Source organism: Lysobacter sp. P5_B12 (assembly GCF_056400425.1).
Map to the genome: position 1 here is coordinate 33,045 of NZ_JBFULG010000008.1, position 20,863 is coordinate 53,907.

A 20,863-nucleotide genomic window follows, 5' to 3' on the forward strand; every position below is an offset into this window, starting at 1 on the left:
CCCGTCTTTCGCGCCCCATAACCGAGGCTACGGCGCGGGGTGTGCGCCGCCTTGACTCGCTCCCCGGTAAGGTCCGGGGACGGTCGCGCCGAATTTCGTCCATCGCGTTTTTCTTGCCGGAGATCCCATGACCCAGACCGCCGAAACCTTCGACCTGCCGGTGCTGCCGCTGCGCGATGTCGTGGTGTTTCCGCACATGGTCATTCCCCTGTTCGTCGGCCGCGACAAATCCATCCGCGCCCTCGACCAGGCGATGGAAGCCGACAAGCGGATCCTCCTCGTCGCGCAGAAGTCCGCCGACACCGATGCGCCGGGTGCGAAGGACCTGCACGAGATCGGCACGCTGGCGCAGGTGCTGCAATTGCTGAAGTTGCCCGACGGCACGATCAAGGTGCTGGTCGAAGGCCTGTCGCGTGCGCGCGTGACCGATGTCGAAGAACACGACGGTGCGCTGAAGGGCACCGGTACGGTGGTCGAATCCGAATCTGCGCGCGAAACGCGCGAAGTCGAAGCGATCGCGCGCTCGCTGTTGTCGCTGTTCGAACAGTACGTCAAGACCAACCGCAAGCTGCCGCCGGAATTGCTGCAAACCCTCAGCGGCATCGACGATCCCAGCCGTTTGGGCGACACGATTTCCGCGCACCTGGGCGTGCGCATGTCCGACAAGCAGAAGCTGCTCGAAGCGCTCGACATCGGCGGTCGCCTGGAATTGCTGGTGGGCCTGGTCGAAGGCGAGATCGACGTGCAGCAGCTCGAAAAGCGCATCCGCGGCCGCGTGAAGTCGCAGATGGAGAAGAGCCAGCGCGAGTACTACCTCAACGAACAGATGAAGGCGATCCAGAAGGAACTGGGCGAGATCGACGAAGCGCCCAACGACCTGGACGAACTCGCGCGCAAGATCGCCGAAGCCGGCATGCCCAAGCCGGTCGAAGCCAAGGCGCGCGCCGAACTGGGCAAGCTCAAGCAGATGTCGCCGATGTCGGCCGAGGCCGCGGTCGTGCGCAACTATCTTGATTGGCTGCTCGGCGTGCCGTGGAAGAAGAAGACCAAGGTGCGCAAGGACCTCAAGGTCGCGCAGGAAGTGCTCGACGCCGACCACTACGGTCTCGAGCGCGTCAAGGAACGCATCCTGGAATACCTCGCGGTGCAGGCGCGCGTGCAGAAGTTGCGCGGCCCGATCCTGTGCCTCGTCGGCCCGCCCGGCGTGGGCAAGACTTCGCTCGGCCAATCGATCGCGAAGGCCACCAACCGCAAGTTCGTGCGCATGTCGCTCGGCGGCGTGCGCGACGAAGCGGAGATCCGCGGGCATCGCCGCACCTACGTCGGTTCGATGCCGGGCCGCATCGTGCAGAACCTCAACAAGGTGGGCAGCAAGAACCCGCTGTTCGTGCTCGACGAGATCGACAAGATGTCGATGGACTTCCGCGGCGATCCGTCGTCGGCGTTGCTGGAAGTGCTCGATCCCGAACAGAACAGCGCGTTCAACGATCACTACCTCGAAGTCGACCTCGATCTGTCGGAGGTGATGTTCGTCGCCACCTCCAACTCGCTCAACATTCCGGGCCCGCTGCTCGATCGCATGGAAGTGATCCGCATCCCGGGCTACACCGAGGAAGAGAAGCTCAACATCGCGCTGCGTTACCTCGTCACCAAGCAGTTGAAGGCCAACGGCCTGAAGGAAGACGAGCTCAAGATCTCCGAGAACGCGATCCGCGACATCGTGCGTTACTACACGCGCGAATCGGGCGTGCGCAACCTCGAACGCGAAGTGGCGAAGATCGCGCGCAAGGTGGTCAAGGAACTCGCGCTGGCCGGCCCGAAGCGGAAGGCGAGCACGGTCACCGTCACCTCGAAGAATCTCGATAAATATCTCGGCGTGCGCCGCTTCGATTACGGCCGCGCGGAGCAGGAAAACGAGATCGGCTTGGTCACGGGCCTGGCGTGGACGGAAGTCGGCGGCGACCTGCTGCAGATCGAATCCACGCTCGTGCCGGGCAAGGGGCAGTTGATCCTCACCGGCCAGCTCGGCGATGTCATGAAGGAATCGGCGTCGGCGGCCCTGTCGGTCGTGCGCGCGCGCACCGATCGCTTCGGCATCGACCTGGATTTCCTCACGCGCTACGACGTCCACCTGCACGTGCCCGAAGGCGCGACGCCGAAGGACGGCCCGAGCGCCGGCATCGCGATGGCGACCGCGCTGGTGTCGACGCTCACCAAGATCCCGGTCAAGGCGGATGTCGCGATGACCGGCGAGATCACCCTGCGCGGCAAGGTGCTGGGCATCGGCGGCCTGAAGGAAAAGCTGCTGGCCGCCATGCGCGGTGGCATCCGCACCGTGATCATCCCCGAGGAGAACCGCAAGGACCTCGCGGACATCCCCAAGGCGGTGACCTCGGGCATGAAGATCGTGCCGGTGAAGTGGATCGACGAAGTGCTCGACCTCGCCCTGGAACGCCCGCTCTCGCCCAACACCGCCGCCACCCCGGCCGGTGCGAAGACCGAGGTCGCGCCGCCCGCCACGCCGCCGTCGCAGCAGCACGACATCACCCACTGACGGCGCCAGGACTGAACCGCGCGCCACTGAACATCGGTTCACCAATCGGCCATTGACAATCGGCGTATCCCGGAAACCGCGCAGTTGCGCGGTTTTCCGGTTGCTCGGGCCATACCCCGCTGGTATAACGACCGCGTCCGCCGCCAATGCGTGAAGCGCATTGCGGCTCGTCGACCGGGGAACGCCAGCCAGGATGCCCGCGCAACCCGCGCGCGCATCGGCCTGCCCCGGTCCCCATCCGCGGTTTATTTCCGGGAGTTCCCAAAGCATGAACAAAGCCGAATTGATCGATGCCGTCGCCGAAGGCGCAGAACTGACGAAGGCCGATGCCGGCCGCGCGGTCGATGCCGTCATCGCTGCGATCACCAAGGCCCTGAAGAAGGGCGACACCGTCACCGTCGTGGGCTTCGGCACCTTCGCGGTGCGCAAGCGCGCCGCGCGCGAAGGCCGCAATCCGCGCACGGGCGAAACGATCAAGGTCGCCGCGTCGATGAACCCCGCGTTCAAGGCCGGCAAGGCGCTGAAGGACGCGGTCAACTGATCCAAGCGTTCGGGACGGGTGCTTAGCTCAGCGGTAGAGCGTCTCCTTTACACGGAGAGGGTCGGGGGTTCGATCCCCTCAGCACCCACCACCCGATGCCGATGCGTGTTGTTGTTCGATCGAAGTGTTGCAGGAACGAACTCAGCTCTTGTATCATTTCGGGCTCAGCGGAGTGGTAGTTCAGTCGGTTAGAATGCTGGCCTGTCACGCCGGAGGTCGCGGGTTCGAGTCCCGTCCACTCCGCCACTAGTTCCAGACCAAAGCGCCCGAAAGGGCGCTTTTGTTTTGCGCGCATCAGGCATTCCGGCGCACGCAGGCCGAAGCGGCTAAACTGCCCGGCTCACGAATCCCTCACCGCCGACCATGCTGCAGAAACTCCGCGACAAAACCTCCGGCTGGATCGCATCGGCCATCCTCGGCCTGCTGACGATTCCCTTCGCCTTCTTCGGCGTCGAGCAATACATGCAGCAGCAGAACGAAGACTGGGTCGCGAAGGTGGAAGCGCCGCCGACGTGGTGGGCGGGCGCGCCCAACGTCTGGCCCGTCTCCTATCTGTGGGCGAAGGACGAAATCAATTCGCGCGACTGGCGCCAGCAGCTGGAGCGCGTGCGCGCCGAACAGCGCCAGCAACTGGGCGACAACTACGATCCGCAGGCCTTCGACACCGTCGACAACAAGCGCGCGATCCTCGAACAACTCATCGACCAGCGCGTGCTGAAGATGGCCTCCGGCCGCGCCGGCGTCGCGGCGAGCGATGCGCAGGTCAAGCGCGCGATCCTGGCCATTCCGGCCTTCCAGGTGGACGGCAAGTTCAGCCCCGAGCGCTACCAGATCGCGCTGGCTTCGCAGAACCTCACGCCGAAGGGCTTCGAGAACGAAGTGCGCGAAAGCCTGCAGGTCGACACCTTGCCGCAGGGCCTGGCCCAGTCGGCGTTCGTCACCAATTCCGAAATGGATCGCCTGCTCAAGTTGCTCGCCGAAGAGCGCAGCGTGGCGTGGGTGCAGTTGCCGGCGCCGACGCCGGACACCGGCCCGGTGTCGGGCAAGGAAATCGATACGTATTGGGCGTCGCATCGCGCCGAATTCCGCGCGCCGGAACAGGTGACGATCGAATACGTCGACATCGACGCCAACGCACTCACCGTGCCGCCGGCGGACGAAGACACGTTGCGCAAGCGTTTCGAAAACGAAAAGAGCGGCCTGGGCAGCGGTGGTGAACGCCTGGTCTCGCAAATCCTCGTCGCGGTGCCGGCCGATGCCACGCCTGCGCAGCAGCAGGCTGCCGAAGCGAAGGCGAAGAAGCTCGCCGAACAGGCGAAGGCGCCGGGTGCGGATTTCGCGGCGCTCGCGACCGCCAACTCCGACGACGCCCTGTCCAAGGTCAAGGGCGGCGACATGGGTTGGATCCGCAAGGGCGGGTTGGAGGAAAAGCCCTTCGAAGATGCGGTGTTCGCGATGCAGGGCGGCCAGGTCGCAGGCCCGGTGCGTACGCAGTACGGCTGGCACGTGTTGCAGGTGCGCGAGGTCAAGGGCGCGACCGAAGCGAACTTCGATGAAGTGCGCGCACGCCTGGCCACCGAGCAGGCCGACGCCGATCGCGAACGCATCTTCAACGACCTCTCCACGAAGATGGTCGACCTGGTCAACAAGAATCCGACCGCGCTCGATCCGGCCGCGAAGGCGTCGGGCCTGCAAGTGAAGACGCTCAGTCCGTTCCCGCGTGGCGGCGGTCCCGGCATCGCCGGCAACCGCGCGGTGCAGCGCGCCGCGTTCGCCGATTCGGCGATCCAGGACGGCTTGGTCAGCGACACCATCGAAGTCGGCACCGACCACGTCGTCATGTTGCGCGTCACGCAGCATGTGCCCGCGCACGAACTGCCGGCGGCGCAGGTGCGCGGCCAGATCGTCGCGGCGATCCGCGTCGAGCGTGCGCAGAAGGCGTCGCAGGCCGTCGCCGATGCGATGGTCGCCAAGCTCAAGGCCGGCACGCCGCTCAACGCCGTCGCCGCCGAACGTGGCCTCGCGCCCACGGCGATGCCGAGCGTCCCGCGTGGCGCGCCGTTGCCGGCGCGCGAAGCTTCGGAAGCGTATTTCGCCGTGCCGGCCCCGGCCGCGGGCAAGGTTTCGCCCGGCAGCGTCCGTCTGTCCGACGGCAGCCATGTCGTGTTCGTCGTCGACAAGGTCATCGCCGGCGATCCGGCGAAGGCGACCGCCGAAGAACGCGCGCAGCTGCAGCGTCAGCTCGCGCAGTCCGGTGGCACCGACGACGCGAAGGCTTATGTCTCGACGATGCGCAAGTCGATGAAGGTGCAGGTCGCGGAAGAGCGGATGTAAGTCAGCGCGGATGTAAATCCATCGCGCGGCGAAACAAAAAAGCCCGGCAATCGCCGGGCTTTTTTTATCGCGAACTGCGCGCGATCACTCGATCCCGGTCATCCCGAGAATGTTGTAACCCGCGTCCACGTACGTCACTTCGCCCGTCACGCCCGCGGCCAGATCCGAGCACAGGAACGCGGCGACATTGCCGACGTCCTCGATCTTCACGCTGCGGCGCATCGGTGCATACGCTTCGACGTGGCCGAGCATCTTGCGGAAGTTCGCGATGCCCGCGGCGGCGAGCGTCTTGATCGGGCCGGCGGAGATCGCGTTGACGCGCGTGCCTTCCGGTCCGAGGTTGAGCGCGAGATAACGCACCGTCGCTTCCAGGCTCGCCTTCGCCACGCCCATGACGTTGTAGTTGGCCAGCGCGCGTTCGGCGCCGAGGTAGCTCAACGTGACGATGGCGCCGTTGCGGTGGGCCATCATCGGGCGTGCGGCCTTGGCCATCGCCGCGAGCGAGTAGGCGGAAATCTCGTGCGCGATGTTCCAGGTCTCGCGCGTCAGGCCGTCGAGGAATTCGCCTTCGATCGCTTCGCGCGGCGCATAGGCGATCGCGTGCACGAGGATGTCGAAGGAATCCCAGTGCTTCTTCAATTCGTCGAAGCAGGCTTCGACCTGCTTGTCGTCGGCGACGTCGAGCGGAATGACGATGTCGCTGCCGTATTCCTTCGCGGCGTCTTCCACGCGCGACTTCAGTTTTTCGTTCTGGTAGGTGAAGGCGAGCTGCGCGCCTTCGCGATGCATCGCCTCGGCGATGCCGCTGGCGATGGAGCGCTGGCTCGCGACGCCGGTGATCAGCGCGCGTTTGCCCTGCAGGAAACCCATGGAACCTCCGATGTTGCTGCGCGCCGGCGGGGCGGCGGGGGCGACAAGTGTGCCTGTGCCGCGCCTCAGGGGCCAGCCGCCGCGGTCGCCGGCGCGTTTTCCGCATCGATCCGCAGCACCATGCCCGGGCGTATCTTCGCGCCCTTGTCGAGCTTGTTGCGCGCGATGAGTTCGCGGGTTTCCAGGCCATAGCGGTGGGCGATGGTCCACAGCGATTCGCCGCGCGCGACCGTGTGCGAGCGCTGCTGCGATGCCGCCGGCGCCGACACTTCACCCACGATGGGGGCGGGCGTCGCTGGTGCGGTGGCCTTCGCGGGCGCATCCAGCGCGACGCGCACGCCGTCGTCCATCGGCACCGGCGCGAGCACGCGCAAGGGGCCGTCCTTGCGCGCCATGACGCGGCCGCCTTCGAACGCGGGATTGAAGCGGCGCAGCTGTGCCGCATCGAGCCCACGCATCTGCGCGAACGCATCGAGCGACTTCACGCCGGCCGGCAGCACCTGCGCATCGAGATGCGCGACGGGCCGATCGAGCGAATGCAGCCATTCCTCGCGGTCGTCGGCCTGTTCGAGCAGACACGAGAGCGCGCGCAACTTCTGCACGTACGCGTGCGTGATCGGCGAAAGGCCGGGCAATGTTTCCGGCTTGGCGTTGCGCGCGTTCTGGCCCGCGCGGCGCAGCGAACCGAGCACGCGATATTCGCCGGCGTTGTACGCCATCACCGCCAGGCGCCAATCGCCCGCGAACATGCCGTGCAAAGTCTTGAGGTAACGCACCGCCGCGCGCGTGGCATCCACGGGCGACAGGCGCCCGTCGTAACCGGCGCGCATGGCGATGTCGTGGTTGCGCGCCGTGCTCTGGATGAATTGCCACAAACCCGCGGGGCCGCTGGGGCTGCGCGCGCCGGCCTTGTAGCCGCTCTCGACGAAGGGAATCAGTGCGTATTCGGTCGGCAGGTCCGCTTCGCGCACGGCGTCGACGACGTAGCCGAACAAGGGCAGGACGTCGTCGTTCGCGCTGGCCATGCGGCGCGGCGCGTTCGCGAAATGTTGCTTCCAGCGTGCGTTGCCGCCGGACGGACAAGTGGGATCGGCCAGGCCTTCGCGGAAACTGGCGTAGATGTCGCGGCCGCTCCGCGTGTTGCGCGCTGCGACGACGTCGTCGACCGGTGCCTGCTCGGCGCGCGGCGGGGTGCGGGGGATTTCCTGCGAGGCCGCCGATGCGTTCGACGCCGCGAGCGCGAGGCTCGCGGCAACACCGAACGCCAGGCGCCGGCGCAACCTCATGCGCGGAACCCGTCTTTCCAGCGCCGCAATTCGGCGAATGCATCCACGCGATCGAGCAGCGCGCGGCCGACGTGTTTCGACACCGCACCGCGGACGTCGGGCACGTCGATGCGCAGGAACGGATTGGTGGCCCGTTCGTCGTCGAGCGTGGTCGGGACCGTCGGCTTGGACGCCAGGCGCAGGCGATGCGCTTCGGTGCTCCGATCCTGCAAGGCGGCGTTCGACGGCTCGACCGTCAGCGCGAACGCAGCGTTCGCGACGGTGTACTCGTGCCCGCAGCACACCCGGGTCGAACCGGGCAGCGCGGCCAGGCGATCCAGCGAGTCCAGCATCTGCATGGGGGTCCCTTCGAACAAACGGCCGCAGCCGAGGCTGAAGAGGGTGTCCCCGCAAAACAAGACTTGATGGCCGTGGAATGCGATGTGGCTCACGGTGTGGCCCGGAATCTCATGGACCTCGAAGACCCAGTCGCCGATGCGGGCGGTGTCCCCGGCACCGACACGCTGGGTGGCGGTAGCGATCCGTTCGTCGTGCGGGCCGATCACCGGCAAGTCGGGCTGCTGGGCCAGCAGGTCGGGCACGCCGCCGATGTGGTCGTTGTGGTGGTGCGTGAGCAGGATGCCGCGCAGCGACAGGCCTTCGCCGACGGCGCGCAGGACCGGCGCGGCCTCGCCCGGGTCCACGACCAGCGCGCTGCCGTCGTCGTCGACCAGCGCCCAGATGTAGTTGTCCTCGAACGCCGGCAGCGGTCGCAATCGCATCGATGGCCTCTCCACGCGGAAGGGGCATCCCGCAGAATAGGGACCATGCCGCTCCCCGGAACGCCCCGTCAACCTGAACAAGCCTCGCCCGCCGGCGCCTGGTTCGCCAGCGTTGCCGGTCGCGCCGTGCTCGACAGCGAGGACGAGATCGTCCGCAAGGCCGCCGCTGAACGCCCCGGCCAGCCCTGGCTGCGCCTGATGCCGGTCGAAGGGCTGGCCGCGGTCGGCGAACGCGAGCTGCCGTTCCACGTCGCCGACGGCGCGTTCCACGGGCCGGTGCGGTGCGCGCTGCCGCTGCCCTTCGCCTCCGAGGCGATGGGCACGGTCGTCGTCCAGCACGTCGCCGACGGCGCTGTGCTGCCGGCGGCGCTGCTCGAGGAAATCGCGCGCATCCTCGTGCCCGGCGGCCGGCTGTGGCTGTTCACGCTCAACCCGCTGGCGCCCTATCGCATGCGTTGGCTGCGACAAGGGCCGTCGGCTTCCGAACCCGTCCGCTGGCGCCGCCGCCTGCGCACCGCCGGCCTCGAGCCCGAAGCGGTGTCGCAAGGCGTGGGACCGCGGTGGAATCCCATCCCCAACGCGTCCCTGCAACAGGGCGCAGGCATGCGCGCCGCCTTCCTGCTGCGCGCGGAGAAAAGAGTCGTGCCCTTGATCCCGATCCGCCCCCGTCCCGTCGTGCGCCTGTCCAACGGTGTCCCTGCCGCATGACGACCAAGCAGGTGGAAGTGCATACCGATGGCGCGTGCCTCGGCAATCCCGGTCCCGGCGGCTACGCGGCTCTGCTGCGCTACAAGGGAAAGGAACGTGAGGTCGTCGGCGGCGAAGCGCACACGACGAACAACCGCATGGAACTGATGGCCGCCATCAGCGGCCTGGAATCGCTCAGCGAGCCGTGCACCATCGTCCTGTTCACCGACTCGCAATACGTGCGCCAGGGCATCTGCGACTGGATGCCCAACTGGGTGCGCCGAAACTGGAAGACAGCGGCAGGCGATCCGGTCAAGAATCGCGACCTGTGGGAGCGCCTGCATGCCGCCACCCAACGCCATACGATCGACTGGCGCTGGGTGAAAGGGCACAGCGGCGATCCGGACAACGAGCGCGTGGATCAACTCGCACGCGACCAGGCACTGAAGTTCAAGGGGATGGCGACGCAATGAGGCAGGTGGTGCTCGATACCGAAACCACGGGCTTGTCCTGGGACAAGGGCAACCGCGTGGTGGAAATCGGTTGCGTCGAACTGGTGGAGCGCCGCCCCACCGGCCGCACGTTCCAGCGTTACCTCAAGCCCGATTGCGTCTTCGAACCCGGCGCGCAGGAAGTCACCGGCCTGACGCTGGAGTTTCTCGCCGACAAGCCGACGTTCGAAGAGGTCGTCGACGAATTCCTCGCCTTCATCGACGGCGCGGAGCTGGTGATCCACAACGCCGCCTTCGACCTGGGATTCCTTGATTACGAGCTCTCGCGCATCGGCACGCACCTGGGTTGCGTGCGCGATCGGTGCAACGTCGAGGATTCGCTCGCACTGGCGCGGCAGCGTTTCCCCGGGCAGCGCAATTCGCTCGATGCGCTGTGCCGCCGCCTCGGTGTCGACAACTCGCATCGCCAATTGCACGGCGCCTTGCTCGACGCCCAGTTGCTCGCCGAGGCCTACCTTGCGCTGACCTCCGGCCAGGGCGAGATCGGCTTCGCCGCCGCCGAGGATCCGGCCCGCGCCGTGGTCGCCGAATTCGCCGCCAGCGGCGGCCCGCGCCCGCGCATCACGGCCACGGTCGAGGATCTGGCCGCGCACGATGCGCGATTGGCGACGCTTCGGAAGAAGGCCGGGCGTGCGGTGTGGGATGTGTTGCTTGAGGAGGACGCGCCTTTGGAGGCCGTCCCGGCGTGAGGTCGTGCGCAAGGGGGCAGCGCCCCCTTGCAACCCCATGGTGATGCGCTGCGGTCAGTGCCTGCGGACGAGTACCACGGTCACGTTGTCCGACCCACCGCCGTCCAGCGCCGCCGCCACCAGAGTGTCGACGCACTCCTGCGCGCTGCACTCGTCGTGCCCGAGCACGTCGGCGATGTTGCCGTCCTCGACTTCCTCGGTCAGCCCGTCGCTGCACAACAGCAACTGCATGCCCGGGCGCAATTCGCCGGTCATGGTTTCGACGTTGAGCTGGTTGGGATCGGTCACGCCCAGCGCCTGCGTCACCACGTTGCGGTGCGGGTGGCTGCGCGCCTGCTCGGCGGAAATCGCGCCCTGCGCGATCAACTCCTGCACGTAGGAATGATCCTGCGACAACTGCGCCAAATGCCCTTCGCGCCAGATGTACACGCGGCTGTCGCCGACCCACGCCACTTCGAAGCGATTGCCGGAAATGCGCGCGGCCACGACGGTCGTGCCCATGGGCAGCGCATCGTTGCGGCGGCGCGAGGCGCGGATGATTTCTTCGTCGGCGATGCGGATCGCCTGCGCGAGCGGCGTGCCGTCGCGCACTTCGCGCACGATGGTCTCGCGCGCCAGGGCACTGGCGACTTCGCCGTATTCGTGGCCGCCCATTCCGTCGGCAACGAGCCACAAACCCAGCTCGCTGTCGCCGTAGTAGGTGTCCTCGTTCAATTCCCGACGCAGGCCGACGTGGGTCAGGTGTCCGAATTCGATCATGGCGGATGACGAGGAGGGAGGGCCCGCAAGGGGAGTTGCATTCATCAACGGCATGATCGTTGCGATCCGGCCGTGCATGCCACGCGAACCTCCGGATCCGCGGAGGCGGTCACGTTGTCCGTACGCCACCCCACGGAGCAGGGCCGCTTCAGGGTGCAGCGCCGGTGCGGTAGTCCTGGTACGACTTCTCCTCGACGTAGGCCGAGCCCAGCGCGAGGTTGATGTCCTTCTTGATCCGCGCGCGTTCGTCGTTCTCGAAATACACGCTGCGCGCCAGGCGCACGAATTCAGCGTCGAAGGCCTGGTCCTTCTCCTTCACCCGGATGTCATCCTCGATCACCCACAGGCGCTCGTTCACGGCCTTGAGGTCGGCGCGCAGCTTGGCGACGTCGCCGCCGGCGGCCGGATGCGCCATCCAGGTTTTCTCGAGCGCGGACAGTTCGTTGCGGACGTTCGCCAGTTTGGCGGGGTCGGTCATGCGCTCGGACTTGATCTGCAGGATCGCGATCTTGTCGAGGAGTTCGCCGTAGGAGACCGGGACCAGGAGTTCGGACATGGGCGCGCCGCGATGAGGGAACGGGGGCGCACAGTCTACCCGCGCTTGTCCCGCGGGAGGCACGCCCGTATCATGCACGCCCCGCAGCCCAGTCCATCGGGCACGCCCGCTTCCAGGAGAGGTGGCAGAGCGGTTGAATGTACCTGACTCGAAATCAGGCGTGCGTTTATAGCGCACCGAGGGTTCGAATCCCTCCCTCTCCGCCATGCAAAGAAAAACGCCCCTGAACGGGGCGTTTTTTTTTGGCCGTCTTTGGGTTGGAAAGGCAAAGCCGCTTCTCGACAAAGATCGGGTCAGTGCGAAGCTTGCTTCGCACCGGCAAGTGACTGCTCGGGCGAAGCCCCCAGATCGAGAGCCAACGTTCGAAAGGTGATGCCCCAGCGTTGTGAGTTTCAAATTTTTTTCCCAAAAAAATTTGGAACTCACAACGTTCGGGCGGCGCGAAAGCGGAGGGTGTAGCTCCATCGGCCCAAGACGTTAATACCGCCCCGCGCGACGATCGGAGCAAAACCGATCAAACGCCTGCACCGCATCGTCCACGGTAATCAGATCCATCGCCCCTTCGCGTTCGATCTTCGTCCCCCAGGGCAACTCGTCGCCCGACTTGCCGAGGAACTTGCGCGCAGCATCGTCATAACGATCCACGCAATACCGCAGATCCGAATAGGGCCCACTGCGGCGCGGATTGCTCGGCGCATGCAGCCCCAACACCTTCGTCCCCATCGCATTGGCGATGTGCGTCGGCCCCGAGTCCGGCGTCATCACCAGATCCGCGCGCGCGAGCAACGCCGGCAACTGCTTCAACGTGTCCTTGCCCACCAGGTCGAGCGCCGGCGTTTTCATCGCCGCGAGAATCAAGTCGGCGACCGAACGCTCCAGCGCACTGCGCCCGCCGCACAGCACGACGCGCCAACCCTTCGACGCCGCATGATCGGCCACCGCCGCGTAACGCTCCGRCCGCCAATTGCGCAACACGTGGCTCGAACACGGCGACACGATCAAGGTCGGCGTCCCGTCTTCCTCCCATTGCGCCCGCGCCCACGCATGCGCCGATTCGGGCACCGGCATGTTCCAGACCACTTCGTTCTGCACGATGCCCAAGGGTTCGCAGAAACTCCCGATCGCATCGAGTACGTGGATGCCCGGCCGATCGGGAATGCGCTCGTTCACGAACAACCCGTGCAGATCCTTCGAACGCGCCGCGTCGTAACCGATGCGGCGCTCGGCCGGAATGCACGCCGAAAGCAGGTTCGCGCGCATCGCCACCTGCATCTGCAGCAAGGCATCGAACTTCCGCGTCGCGAGGGCCCGGCGCAAGGCCAGCATGCCGCCCAACCCGCTGCGCTTGTCGTAAACGAGGAACTCCACGCCCGGCAGGCCCTCGAGCAATTTGAACTCGCCCGTCCCGATGACCCAGGTGATCGCCGTCTCCGGCCAGGCCTGGCGCAGGGTTCGCACCAGCGGAACCACGTGCGTCACATCGCCCAGCGCCGAAAGGCGCAGCAGGCAGAGCGAGCGGGGCGGGGGCGACGTTGCGGGCACGATGCTTGCTAGACTCGTTTGGACATGGCCGCGTTCGACGCCAATGAAAGCCTGACGCCGTTCCGCGAAGGGATGGGGTATGGGGCGATTCTGTTCGACCGCACATACCTGCGGCAAGCAGGCGTGGAACACGCCGTGCCCGAATGGTTCGATCCGCAGCACTGGGGCAGCCACGCGCACCCGGTTTCATCGGGCGGGCGCGGCGCCGCGTGGTTCGTCGATGGGCCCTTCGGCGGTGCGGTATTGCGGCATTACCTGCGCGGCGGGCTCGCCGCGCGCATCAGCCGCGACCGCCATTTGTGGCGCGGCAACGCCCGCGTGCGCAGCTTCGCCGAGTTCCGCCTGTTGCGCGAACTGCGCAAGAAGCAGTTGCCGGTGCCCGTGCCGATCGCGGCGTATTACGTGCGCAAGGGCCACCGCTATCGCGCGGCGATCCTGCTCGAACGCATCGAACACGTGCATTCCCTCGGCCACCGCGCCAACACCCCCGGCGATACCGCACCCTGGGAAGCGGCCGGCCGCCTGGTTGCGCGCTTCCATCGCGCCGGCCTCGACCACGCCGACCTCAACGCCCACAATCTGCTCTTCGACGATGCGGGCAACGGCTGGATGATCGACCTGGACCGCTGCGTCTTGCGCATCCCCGCCACCAAGTGGCGTGAACGCAACCTCGCGCGCCTGAAGCGATCATTGCTCAAGCTGCGCGGCGAGCGCGGCACCGAAGATGTCGAACGCGACTTCCAGCGCCTGCTCCAGGCCTACGAAGCGCAATGGAACAAGGGCTACTGAAATGACGGCCGCGGCATGGTCCCTGCGCCTGCAGGGTGTCGGCAACGCCTTCGCCACCGAACTGGGTTCGGCGATGGCGACCATCGAACGCGACGGCGCGCCGTGGCTGGCGATCGACTGCGGCAGCGACGGCCTCACCCATTACCTGGCGCACTACGGCACCGCGCCGCGCGCGGTGTTCATCACGCATGCGCACCTGGACCATGTCGGCGGGTTCGAACGCCTCTTCGGCGCCAGCTACTGGGACGATGCACGGCGCGGCCGCGTCGCCCTGTACATCCCCGCGCCGCTGGTGCCGATCCTGCAGCAGCGCATCGCGTCGTACCCGAACGTGCTGGCCGAAGGCGGCGCGAATTTCTGGGATGCCTTCCACCTCGTGCCCGTCGGCGATCACTTCTGGCACGACGGCGTGCGCCTGGAAGTCTTTCCCACGCGCCATCATTGGCCCGACACCAGTTTCGGCCTGCGCCTGCGCGGCAGCATGGTGTGGACGGGCGATACGCGGCCGATCCCGGAGCAGCTCGCGAAATTCGCCGATCACAAGGAAATCGTCTTCCACGATTGCGCCTTGCACGGCAATCCGTCGCACAGCGGCATCGAGGATCTGGAGCGCGAATATCCCGCCGAACTGCTCGCGCGCTGCTGCCTGTACCACTACGCGAGCCAGACCGACGGTGCGCACCTGGAAGTGCGCGGGCATCGCATCGCGCGCGCCGGCGAGGTGATCGCGCTGGCACCGACGACGGCGACGATGGCGCCGATGCGATGAGCGCGCAGGTGCCCTTCGCGCCGATGCGCGCGCCCCAAAAAGGCACGCAGCCGCTGGATGCGCTCGGCCGCCCCTTGCGCGATCTGCGCCTGTCGGTGATCGACGCGTGCAACTTCCGTTGCCCGTATTGCATGCCGGCCGACCGCATTCCCGACGATCACGGACTGGATGCGGCGGCGCGTTTGTCCTTCGACGAAATCGAAACGCTGGTGCGCGGGTTCGTGCGCCTGGGCGTGCGCAAGTTGCGCCTGACCGGCGGCGAGCCGCTGTTGCGCAAGGGTTTGCCGGATCTCGTGCGGCGCCTGGCGCGCATCGACGGGCTCGAAGATCTGGCGCTGACCACCAACGGCAGCCTGCTCGCCGCGCATGCGCAAGCCTTGCGCGAGGCCGGCCTGCATCGCATCACGGTGAGCCTGGATGCCTTGTCGCCCGGAATGTTTTCCGCGATGTCCGGCGGGCGCGGCCGCATCGAGACGGTCCTTGCGGGCATCGATGCCGCGCGCGCGGCGGGCTTCGCGCCGATCAAGCTCAACTGCGTCGTGCAGCGCGGCGTGAACGAAGGCGAAGTGTTGCCGCTCGCGGAATTCGCGCGCGAAAACGGGCACGTGCTGCGCTTCATCGAATACATGGATGTCGGCACGTGCAATGGCTGGCGTCGCGAAAACGTCGTGCCCTCGGCGCAGTTGCGCGACTGCCTGCATGCACGCTGGCCGATGCGCGCGCTGGACCCGAATTACCGCGGCGAAGTCGCGGCGCGTTACGCCTACGACGACGGCGCCGGTGAAGTGGGATTCGTGAGTTCGGTGACCGTTCCGTTCTGCGGCGATTGCCATCGCGCGCGCGTGTCGGCGGACGGCACGCTGTACACCTGCCTCTTCGCCGCCGATGGCCAGCCCTTGCGCACGGTCGCGCGACAAGGGGAAGCAGCGGTCGTTGAAGCGCTCGCGCAAGCCTGGTCGCGCCGCGCGGACCGCTACAGCGAAATCCGCGGCGCGGCGACGGCGTCGCGGCGCCATGTCGAAATGTATTTGGTGGGTGGCTGAACGATGGCGCGCAAGCAATCCTTGACGCATGTGTCCGCCGCCGGTCGCCCCGCGATGGTCGACGTCGCCGACAAGGCGGTCACCGCGCGCGTGGCCAGCGCCGAATGTCGTGTGAAATTCCCCGCCGACGTCGCGCGGCAATTGCGCGCGAACGGCCTGCGCAGTGCGAAGGGCGCGATCGTCGACACCGCGATCATCGCCGGCACGATGGCGGTGAAGAAAACCTGGGACCTCATCCCGTTCTGCCATCCCTTGCCGATCGATGGCTGCAACATCGCGATCGACTGGTCGCACGCCAGCGAACTCACCATCACCTGCACGGTGCGCACCACGCATCGCACGGGCGTGGAGATGGAAGCGATGACCGGCGCGACCGTCGCCGCGCTCACCGTCTACGACATGTGCAAGGCGCTCTCGCACGCGATCGTCATCGGCCCGGCGAAGCTGACGGTCAAGCGCGGCGGCAAGCGCGACGTGGGAGACGTCGGATGAGCGCCCAAGTGACGGTGCTGTACTTCGCCTCCCTGCGCGACCAGGCGCAGGTCGACCACGAAACCTTCGATACGAATGCACCGGACCTGCGCGTGCTGTATCTCGAACTGCGCGCACGCTACGGCTTCGCGCTGCCCGTGGAACGCCTGCGCGTGGCGGTCGACGGCGCCTTCGCGCGCTGGGAAGACGTGCCGCGCGATGGCAGCGAGATCGCATTCATCCCGCCGGTGTCGGGCGGCTAGATGAATCGGTTCGCGCTGTCGGAGACCCCGTTCGACGTCGCCTCGCTGCGGGCGCAATTGCTGGACGCGCGCGTGGGCGGCTACGCGAGCTTCGAAGGCTGGGTGCGCGACCACAATGCCGGGCGCGCCGTCGTCGGTTTGCGCTACGAGGCCTACGCCGCGCTGGCGGAGGCGGAAGGCGAACGCGTGCTGGTCGAGGCCTGCGAACGCTTCGCGATCCTCGACGCGCGCTGCATCCACCGCACGGGCGATCTGGCCATCGGCGAACTCGCCGTCTGGGTCGGCGTGGCGGCCGCGCACCGCGACGCCGCCTTCGCCGCCTGCCGCTGGATCATCGACGAGGTGAAGCAGCGCGTGCCCATCTGGAAGCATGAACGCTACGCGCAGGGCGATGCGGATTGGCTGCATCCGGAGTGAACCCGGAACGCCCGCGCTTGTTCGGCGCAGGGGCGGGGGCTAGAATTCGCGGCCCGAACGTCGGCCGCAAGCCGCCCCAGGGGTTCCAGCGGAGAGGTGTCCGAGCGGTTGAAGGAGCACGCCTGGAAAGTGTGTAAGCGGCTAAACCCCGCTTCGCGGGTTCGAATCCCGCTCTCTCCGCCACATTCGGCAACGGCCCGCCCGGCGGGCCGTTGCGCTGAACAGTCCTATGGTGGCCCCGTCGGCCCCTCGCGACGCTAGATCGAAAATCCCGCCAGGGCCGGAAGGCAGCAACGGTATCGGTCGATGCGGGTGCCGAGTCAAAGCTGGCGGGGTCATCGCCTATCTGGCGACGTGGCATCATTCGCCCATGTCTTATCTCGTCCTTGCGCGGAAGTGGCGGCCCCGGCGGTTTGCGGAGCTCGTCGGTCAGGAACATGTCGTGCGGGCGCTCACCAATGCGCTCGATTCCGGGCGGGTCCACCACGCCTTCCTCTTCACCGGCACGCGCGGGGTGGGGAAGACGACGATCGCGCGCATCTTCGCCAAGTCGCTCAATTGCGAGCGCGGCACCTCCGCCGAACCGTGCGGCGAGTGCAACGCGTGTCGCGACATCGACGCGGGCCGCTTCGTCGACCTGCTCGAGATCGACGCGGCCAGCAACACCGGCGTGGACGATGTCCGCGAGTTGATCGACAACGCGCAGTACATGCCCAGCCGCGGCCGGGTGAAGGTCTACCTGATCGACGAAGTCCACATGCTGTCGAAGTCGGCCTTCAACGCGCTGCTCAAGACGCTGGAGGAGCCGCCGGGCCACGTGAAGTTCCTGCTGGCGACGACCGATCCGCAGAAACTCCCCGTCACCGTCCTCTCTCGCTGCCTGCAGTTCAACCTCAAGCGGCTGGACGAGGCGCAGATCACCGGCCAGATCACGAAGATCCTCGAAGCCGAAGCGATTCCCGCGCAGCCCGGCGCCATCCGCCAGCTCGCGCGCGCCGCCGACGGCAGCCTGCGCGACGGTCTCTCGCTGCTCGACCAGGCCATCGCCTACACCGGCAGCCAGCTCGACGATGCCGCCGTCGCCGCGATGCTCGGCACCGTGGATCGCACGCAGGTCGCCGGCCTGCTCGACGCACTCGCCGATGGCGATGGCGCGCGCATGCTCGAGATCGTCGGCACGCTCGCCGAGTTCTCGCCCGACTGGAACGGCGTGCTCGATGCGCTGGCCGATGCCTTGCATCGCGTGCAGGTGCGCCAGCTCGTGCCAGGCGCGGAAATCGACGAGGACAGCGTGCCGGTCGACGTGCTCGCGGCGAAGCTGCGGCCCGAACTCGTGCAGCTGTGGTACCAGATGGCCTTGAACGGCCGCCGCGATTTGTCGCTCGCGCCGAGCCCGCGCGCCGGGTTCGAAATGACGGTGTTGCGGATGCTGGCGTTTCGGCCGGACGCAACCTCGGGCGACAGCGGAAGCGGAAAGACGGGTGCATCGACGGGCGGCGAAGTGCGTGGGCCGAAGGCCGCGCGCGAAGCGCTTGCGATGGACGCGCCGCCAGCGCGTGCCCCGCAAGCTGCGCCGCCGTCGCCTCCGCCGCCTCGCCCGTCGGCCCCGCAACCGATCGCGCCCGTGCGCGAACCAGAGCGCCGCGTCGAGCCTTCGCCACCGGTTCCCCAATCCGTCGCCACGTCGAGCACGCTCCTCGACGCCACCACCTGGCCCGACCTCGCCGCCAATCTCGGCCTCGGCGGCCCCGCGAAAGAACTCGCGGCGCACGCAGGCTTCATCGCGTACGAGGACGGCATCCTGCGCCTCTCGCTTTCGCCGGCCGACGATCACCTCAAGGCCGACGGCCTGGTGAAGCGGCTCGCCGATGCGCTCGCGCGCACGCTCGGGCAAGCGCCGCAGATCCGTTTCGAATCGGAAGTGGCGCGCGGCGAAACCTTGCACCAGCGCACCGCGCGCGAACGCGACGCACGCCAGGTGGCCGCGGAGGAAGCCTTCCTCGGCGACCCCGACGTGCAACGCCTGATGCAGCGCCACGGCGCGAGCGTCGTGCCCGATTCCATCCGTCCCTTCGACGACGCCTGAGCGCGCCGTCGCCCACACGAGAGAACGCCCCCATGCGTGGAAACATCGCCCAGCTCATGCAGCAAGCGCAGAAGATGCAGGAAAACATGCAGCGCGCGCAGGAAGAACTCGCCAAGCTCGAAGTCACCGGCCAGTCCGGCGGCGGCATGGTGAACGTGACGATCAGCGGCCGCATGGAATGCCGCAAGGTCCGCATCGATCCTTCCGTGATGGCCGATCCGGAAATGGCCGAAGACCTGATCGCCGCCGCCTTCAACGACGCGGTGAACAAGGTCAATGCCGAATCGCAGTCGCGCATGTCCGCAGCGACCGCCGGCATGCCGATTCCCCCGGGCATGAAGATGCCGTTCTGATCGGCGCCGCTGCGTGGCACTGATCGACCAACTCATCGAAGCCTTGCGCGTACTGCCGGGCGTGGGCCCGAAGTCGGCGCAGCGCATGGCCTACCACGTGCTGGAGCGCGAACGCGTCGGCGGCAAGCGCCTGGCCGACGTGCTCGCACAAGCCGTCGAACAGATCCGCCATTGCGCACGCTGCCGCGACTTCACCGAAACCGAAGTCTGCGCGATCTGCGCGAGCGCCTCGCGGGACGCGCACCTGCTGTGCGCCGTGGAATCGCCGGCCGATCGCCTCGCGATCGAACAGGCGACGGGCTTCCGCGGCCTCTACTTCATCCTGCAGGGCAGGCTGAGCCCGCTCGACGGCATCGGCCCGCGCGAACTGGGCCTGGACCAACTCGACGCACGCATGGGCGAGGGTGAAGTGCAGGAACTCATCATCGCCACCAACCCGACCGTGGAAGGCGAGGCCACTGCGCATTACCTGGCGCAACTCGCCCGTCGCCACAACGTTCGGCCGAGCCGGCTCGCCCACGGCGTTCCGTTGGGTGGCGAACTGGAATACGTCGACCGCGGCACGCTGTCGCACGCCTTCGGAACGCGGAGCGAGATGCCTTGAAGGAGCCTGGGATGAGCAACGAAGACACGATTTTCCATCGCATCGCGCGCCGCGAGATCCCCGCGGACATCGTGTACGAAGACGACGAGGTGTTCGCGTTCCGCGACATCGCGCCGCAGGCGCCGGTGCACGTGCTGTTCGTGCCGAAGGAATCGGTGCGCACGCTGGATGCGATGAAGCCCTCGCAGGCGCAGATCGTCGGCAAACTGGCCTACGCGGCCGCGGAATATGCGCGGCAGGAAGGCTTCGCCGAGGACGGATATCGCGTGGTCATCAACTGCAACGCGAACGGCGGACAGACCGTGTTCCAGCTGCATCTGCATTTGCTGGCCGGCGCACAACTCGGGCGCTTCGGCACGCCGAAGTAACGCTGCTTCTCCGACAACGATCGGCGCAGTGCGAAGCTTGCTTCGCACCGGCAAGTGACGCTCGGGCGGCGCGAAAGCGGAGGGTGTAAGGCCCCTTTCGAATTACCAGTAACCCCACCAAGGCCAGGGCGCCGGATACGTCAACACATCCACGCGCTCCCGGATCGGCCACAGATAAACGACATCCGCCGCCACGCGCGGAAAACGATAATCGTGGTCGCCGATCTTGCGCACGTCGAACGCCTCGATGCGGCCGGTGAAGGTGACCTCGCGATTGGGCTCGAACACCGCCGGATCGTAGAACCCGTTCCGGCACGCGATGAAACGACCGTCGTCGGTGTCGGAGTTGTAATGCGGACGCGCACTGGAATCCAGCGGCGTGGCCAACACCTCGAAACACGTATTGTTGTCGCGCGGCAAAGTCTGCACGATCCGCCCGCCCCAACGCACGACCGAACCGGTCTGCTGCGCCGCCGCCGCATCGCGCGGCGTCATCGCCAGATAATCCCCTTGCAAGGGCACGGGCTGTGTCACGCAGGCCGCGAGCAGGACACCCGCCACGGCCAGCGCCGCAAATCGAAACGATGTCATGGCACGTCTCCAGGAACT

General features: G+C 67.1%; 23 protein-coding genes, 4 tRNA genes and 1 other RNA gene. 21 read left to right on the top strand and 7 right to left on the bottom strand.

Features of this window, described 5'->3' with window-relative positions; genetic code table 11:
* The first annotated feature begins 127 nt into the window (after positions 1-127).
* The 5 genes from lon to AC1DOM_RS12920 all read left to right on the top strand — a co-directional run bounded on the left by lon (position 128) and on the right by AC1DOM_RS12920 (position 5,429).
* The gene (gene lon / locus AC1DOM_RS12900) at positions 128-2,554 is read left to right on the top strand and encodes an endopeptidase La (protein WP_498963915.1); all 2,427 of its coding nucleotides are present in this window, start codon (positions 128-130) and stop codon (positions 2,552-2,554) included.
* 268 nt (positions 2,555-2,822) lie between these two features.
* On the top strand, positions 2,823-3,095 hold the full coding sequence (locus tag AC1DOM_RS12905; RefSeq protein WP_156641506.1) for a non-specific DNA-binding protein Hbs: 273 nt from the start codon (positions 2,823-2,825) through the stop codon (positions 3,093-3,095).
* 16 nt (positions 3,096-3,111) lie between these two features.
* A tRNA-Val gene (locus AC1DOM_RS12910) sits at positions 3,112-3,186 on the top strand.
* 78 nt (positions 3,187-3,264) lie between these two features.
* Positions 3,265-3,341: transfer RNA gene (locus tag AC1DOM_RS12915), tRNA-Asp, on the top strand.
* Positions 3,342-3,458: 117 nt separating this feature from the next.
* Positions 3,459-5,429, top strand: coding sequence for a SurA N-terminal domain-containing protein (locus AC1DOM_RS12920; RefSeq protein ID WP_498963918.1), 1,971 nt, complete (start codon positions 3,459-3,461; stop codon positions 5,427-5,429).
* Positions 5,430-5,513: 84 nt separating this feature from the next.
* On the opposite strand, the gene AC1DOM_RS12925 is transcribed toward AC1DOM_RS12920, so the two are convergent.
* The 3 genes from AC1DOM_RS12925 to gloB all read right to left on the bottom strand — a co-directional run bounded on the left by AC1DOM_RS12925 (position 5,514) and on the right by gloB (position 8,346).
* Positions 5,514-6,299 (bottom strand): enoyl-ACP reductase FabI, encoded by a 786-nt coding sequence (locus tag AC1DOM_RS12925; RefSeq protein ID WP_498963919.1) that lies wholly within the window; start codon positions 6,297-6,299, stop codon positions 5,514-5,516.
* A gap of 65 nt (positions 6,300-6,364) precedes the next feature.
* Positions 6,365-7,585 carry a lytic transglycosylase domain-containing protein gene (locus tag AC1DOM_RS12930; RefSeq protein WP_498963921.1) on the bottom strand — a complete coding sequence of 407 codons (1,221 nt, stop codon included), beginning with the start codon at positions 7,583-7,585 and terminating at the stop codon, positions 6,365-6,367.
* On the bottom strand, positions 7,582-8,346 hold the full coding sequence (gene gloB, locus AC1DOM_RS12935) for a hydroxyacylglutathione hydrolase (RefSeq protein ID WP_498963923.1): 765 nt from the start codon (positions 8,344-8,346) through the stop codon (positions 7,582-7,584). Before gloB ends, AC1DOM_RS12930 begins: the two co-directional genes overlap by 4 nt.
* A gap of 45 nt (positions 8,347-8,391) precedes the next feature.
* Between gloB and AC1DOM_RS12940 the strand changes: the two genes are divergently transcribed.
* Genes AC1DOM_RS12940 through dnaQ form a run of 3 tightly spaced genes read left to right on the top strand, consistent with a single transcriptional unit; the run spans position 8,392 to position 10,234 of the window.
* Positions 8,392-9,054: a class I SAM-dependent methyltransferase gene (locus AC1DOM_RS12940; protein WP_498963925.1), complete on the top strand. Its 663-nt coding sequence runs from the start codon at positions 8,392-8,394 to the stop codon at positions 9,052-9,054.
* Positions 9,051-9,506, top strand: a complete 456-nt coding sequence (gene rnhA / locus AC1DOM_RS12945; protein WP_498963927.1) for a ribonuclease HI — start codon at positions 9,051-9,053, stop codon at positions 9,504-9,506. The genes AC1DOM_RS12940 and rnhA overlap by 4 nt, the downstream gene beginning before the upstream one ends.
* Entirely contained in the window at positions 9,503-10,234 is a 732-nt protein-coding gene (dnaQ, locus tag AC1DOM_RS12950) for a DNA polymerase III subunit epsilon (protein WP_498963929.1), read from the top strand. Before rnhA ends, dnaQ begins: the two co-directional genes overlap by 4 nt.
* Before the next feature lie 54 nt (positions 10,235-10,288).
* On the opposite strand, the gene AC1DOM_RS12955 is transcribed toward dnaQ, so the two are convergent.
* A complete protein-coding gene (locus AC1DOM_RS12955; RefSeq protein ID WP_498963931.1) occupies positions 10,289-10,993 on the bottom strand; it encodes a PP2C family protein-serine/threonine phosphatase in 705 nt (234 codons plus the stop codon).
* A 148-nt stretch (positions 10,994-11,141) separates the two neighbouring features.
* Positions 11,142-11,549: a DUF6165 family protein gene (locus tag AC1DOM_RS12960; RefSeq protein ID WP_498963933.1), complete on the bottom strand. Its 408-nt coding sequence runs from the start codon at positions 11,547-11,549 to the stop codon at positions 11,142-11,144.
* A gap of 115 nt (positions 11,550-11,664) precedes the next feature.
* Between AC1DOM_RS12960 and AC1DOM_RS12965 the strand changes: the two genes are divergently transcribed.
* Positions 11,665-11,755: transfer RNA gene (locus AC1DOM_RS12965), tRNA-Ser, on the top strand.
* A 271-nt stretch (positions 11,756-12,026) separates the two neighbouring features.
* Here AC1DOM_RS12965 and AC1DOM_RS12970 read toward each other — a convergent pair.
* Positions 12,027-13,091 (bottom strand): glycosyltransferase family 9 protein, encoded by a 1,065-nt coding sequence (locus tag AC1DOM_RS12970; RefSeq protein WP_498963935.1) that lies wholly within the window; start codon positions 13,089-13,091, stop codon positions 12,027-12,029.
* A 24-nt stretch (positions 13,092-13,115) separates the two neighbouring features.
* Here AC1DOM_RS12970 and AC1DOM_RS12975 point away from each other — a divergent pair, with 24 nt between their 5' ends.
* The 12 genes from AC1DOM_RS12975 (at position 13,116) to AC1DOM_RS13030 (ending at position 20,254) form a co-directional block, all read left to right on the top strand.
* Complete coding sequence (locus tag AC1DOM_RS12975; protein ID WP_498963937.1) at positions 13,116-13,880, top strand: 3-deoxy-D-manno-octulosonic acid kinase; 765 nt, start codon at positions 13,116-13,118, stop codon at positions 13,878-13,880.
* Between the two features lies 1 nt (position 13,881).
* Complete coding sequence (locus tag AC1DOM_RS12980) at positions 13,882-14,649, top strand: MBL fold metallo-hydrolase (RefSeq protein ID WP_498963939.1); 768 nt, start codon at positions 13,882-13,884, stop codon at positions 14,647-14,649.
* A gap of 23 nt (positions 14,650-14,672) precedes the next feature.
* Positions 14,673-15,692, top strand: coding sequence for a GTP 3',8-cyclase MoaA (gene moaA / locus AC1DOM_RS12985; protein WP_498964200.1), 1,020 nt, complete (start codon positions 14,673-14,675; stop codon positions 15,690-15,692).
* 3 nt (positions 15,693-15,695) lie between these two features.
* Positions 15,696-16,184: a cyclic pyranopterin monophosphate synthase MoaC gene (moaC, locus tag AC1DOM_RS12990; RefSeq protein WP_498963941.1), complete on the top strand. Its 489-nt coding sequence runs from the start codon at positions 15,696-15,698 to the stop codon at positions 16,182-16,184.
* Entirely contained in the window at positions 16,181-16,426 is a 246-nt protein-coding gene (locus AC1DOM_RS12995; RefSeq protein ID WP_498963943.1) for a MoaD/ThiS family protein, read from the top strand. Before moaC ends, AC1DOM_RS12995 begins: the two co-directional genes overlap by 4 nt.
* A complete protein-coding gene (locus AC1DOM_RS13000) occupies positions 16,427-16,843 on the top strand; it encodes a molybdenum cofactor biosynthesis protein MoaE (RefSeq protein WP_498963945.1) in 417 nt (138 codons plus the stop codon). It abuts the gene before it with no gap.
* Positions 16,844-16,933: 90 nt separating this feature from the next.
* Positions 16,934-17,026: transfer RNA gene (locus tag AC1DOM_RS13005), tRNA-Ser, on the top strand.
* A gap of 55 nt (positions 17,027-17,081) precedes the next feature.
* Positions 17,082-17,179, top strand: an RNA gene (ffs, locus tag AC1DOM_RS13010) — signal recognition particle sRNA small type.
* 34 nt (positions 17,180-17,213) lie between these two features.
* Positions 17,214-18,929 carry a DNA polymerase III subunit gamma/tau gene (dnaX, locus tag AC1DOM_RS13015; protein WP_498963947.1) on the top strand — a complete coding sequence of 572 codons (1,716 nt, stop codon included), beginning with the start codon at positions 17,214-17,216 and terminating at the stop codon, positions 18,927-18,929.
* A 32-nt stretch (positions 18,930-18,961) separates the two neighbouring features.
* On the top strand, positions 18,962-19,282 hold the full coding sequence (locus AC1DOM_RS13020) for a YbaB/EbfC family nucleoid-associated protein (RefSeq protein ID WP_498963949.1): 321 nt from the start codon (positions 18,962-18,964) through the stop codon (positions 19,280-19,282).
* A gap of 13 nt (positions 19,283-19,295) precedes the next feature.
* A complete protein-coding gene (gene recR, locus AC1DOM_RS13025) occupies positions 19,296-19,886 on the top strand; it encodes a recombination mediator RecR (protein ID WP_498963951.1) in 591 nt (196 codons plus the stop codon).
* A gap of 11 nt (positions 19,887-19,897) precedes the next feature.
* Positions 19,898-20,254: a histidine triad nucleotide-binding protein gene (locus AC1DOM_RS13030; RefSeq protein ID WP_498963953.1), complete on the top strand. Its 357-nt coding sequence runs from the start codon at positions 19,898-19,900 to the stop codon at positions 20,252-20,254.
* Positions 20,255-20,356: 102 nt separating this feature from the next.
* Here the strand turns inward: AC1DOM_RS13030 and AC1DOM_RS13035 are convergent, their stop codons facing one another.
* Positions 20,357-20,845 carry a Slp family lipoprotein gene (locus tag AC1DOM_RS13035; protein WP_498963955.1) on the bottom strand — a complete coding sequence of 163 codons (489 nt, stop codon included), beginning with the start codon at positions 20,843-20,845 and terminating at the stop codon, positions 20,357-20,359.
* Between the last annotated feature and the right edge of the window lie 18 nt (positions 20,846-20,863).

Excerpts from the sequence above, each read along its gene's own strand:
- moaC (WP_498963941.1), top strand. The coding sequence starts at position 15,696 with ATGGCGCGCAAGCAATCCTTGACGCATGTGTCCGCCGCCGGTCGCCCC.
- AC1DOM_RS12925 (WP_498963919.1), bottom strand. The coding sequence starts at position 6,299 with ATGGGTTTCCTGCAGGGCAAACGCGCGCTGATCACCGGCGTCGCGAGC.
- gloB (WP_498963923.1), bottom strand. The coding sequence starts at position 8,346 with ATGCGATTGCGACCGCTGCCGGCGTTCGAGGACAACTACATCTGGGCG.
- moaA (WP_498964200.1), top strand. The coding sequence starts at position 14,673 with ATGCGCGCGCCCCAAAAAGGCACGCAGCCGCTGGATGCGCTCGGCCGC.
- AC1DOM_RS13020 (WP_498963949.1), top strand. The coding sequence starts at position 18,962 with ATGCGTGGAAACATCGCCCAGCTCATGCAGCAAGCGCAGAAGATGCAG.
- dnaQ (WP_498963929.1), top strand. The coding sequence starts at position 9,503 with ATGAGGCAGGTGGTGCTCGATACCGAAACCACGGGCTTGTCCTGGGAC.
- lon (WP_498963915.1), top strand. The coding sequence starts at position 128 with ATGACCCAGACCGCCGAAACCTTCGACCTGCCGGTGCTGCCGCTGCGC.
- AC1DOM_RS12995 (WP_498963943.1), top strand. The coding sequence starts at position 16,181 with ATGAGCGCCCAAGTGACGGTGCTGTACTTCGCCTCCCTGCGCGACCAG.
- AC1DOM_RS12975 (WP_498963937.1), top strand. The coding sequence starts at position 13,116 with ATGGCCGCGTTCGACGCCAATGAAAGCCTGACGCCGTTCCGCGAAGGG.
- AC1DOM_RS12920 (WP_498963918.1), top strand. The coding sequence starts at position 3,459 with ATGCTGCAGAAACTCCGCGACAAAACCTCCGGCTGGATCGCATCGGCC.
- AC1DOM_RS12940 (WP_498963925.1), top strand. The coding sequence starts at position 8,392 with ATGCCGCTCCCCGGAACGCCCCGTCAACCTGAACAAGCCTCGCCCGCC.
- AC1DOM_RS13035 (WP_498963955.1), bottom strand. The coding sequence starts at position 20,845 with ATGACATCGTTTCGATTTGCGGCGCTGGCCGTGGCGGGTGTCCTGCTC.
- AC1DOM_RS12980 (WP_498963939.1), top strand. The coding sequence starts at position 13,882 with ATGACGGCCGCGGCATGGTCCCTGCGCCTGCAGGGTGTCGGCAACGCC.
- AC1DOM_RS13030 (WP_498963953.1), top strand. The coding sequence starts at position 19,898 with ATGAGCAACGAAGACACGATTTTCCATCGCATCGCGCGCCGCGAGATC.
- AC1DOM_RS12960 (WP_498963933.1), bottom strand. The coding sequence starts at position 11,549 with ATGTCCGAACTCCTGGTCCCGGTCTCCTACGGCGAACTCCTCGACAAG.
- AC1DOM_RS13000 (WP_498963945.1), top strand. The coding sequence starts at position 16,427 with ATGAATCGGTTCGCGCTGTCGGAGACCCCGTTCGACGTCGCCTCGCTG.
- rnhA (WP_498963927.1), top strand. The coding sequence starts at position 9,051 with ATGACGACCAAGCAGGTGGAAGTGCATACCGATGGCGCGTGCCTCGGC.
- AC1DOM_RS12905 (WP_156641506.1), top strand. The coding sequence starts at position 2,823 with ATGAACAAAGCCGAATTGATCGATGCCGTCGCCGAAGGCGCAGAACTG.
- AC1DOM_RS12930 (WP_498963921.1), bottom strand. The coding sequence starts at position 7,585 with ATGAGGTTGCGCCGGCGCCTGGCGTTCGGTGTTGCCGCGAGCCTCGCG.
- AC1DOM_RS12955 (WP_498963931.1), bottom strand. The coding sequence starts at position 10,993 with ATGATCGAATTCGGACACCTGACCCACGTCGGCCTGCGTCGGGAATTG.
- dnaX (WP_498963947.1), top strand. The coding sequence starts at position 17,214 with ATGTCTTATCTCGTCCTTGCGCGGAAGTGGCGGCCCCGGCGGTTTGCG.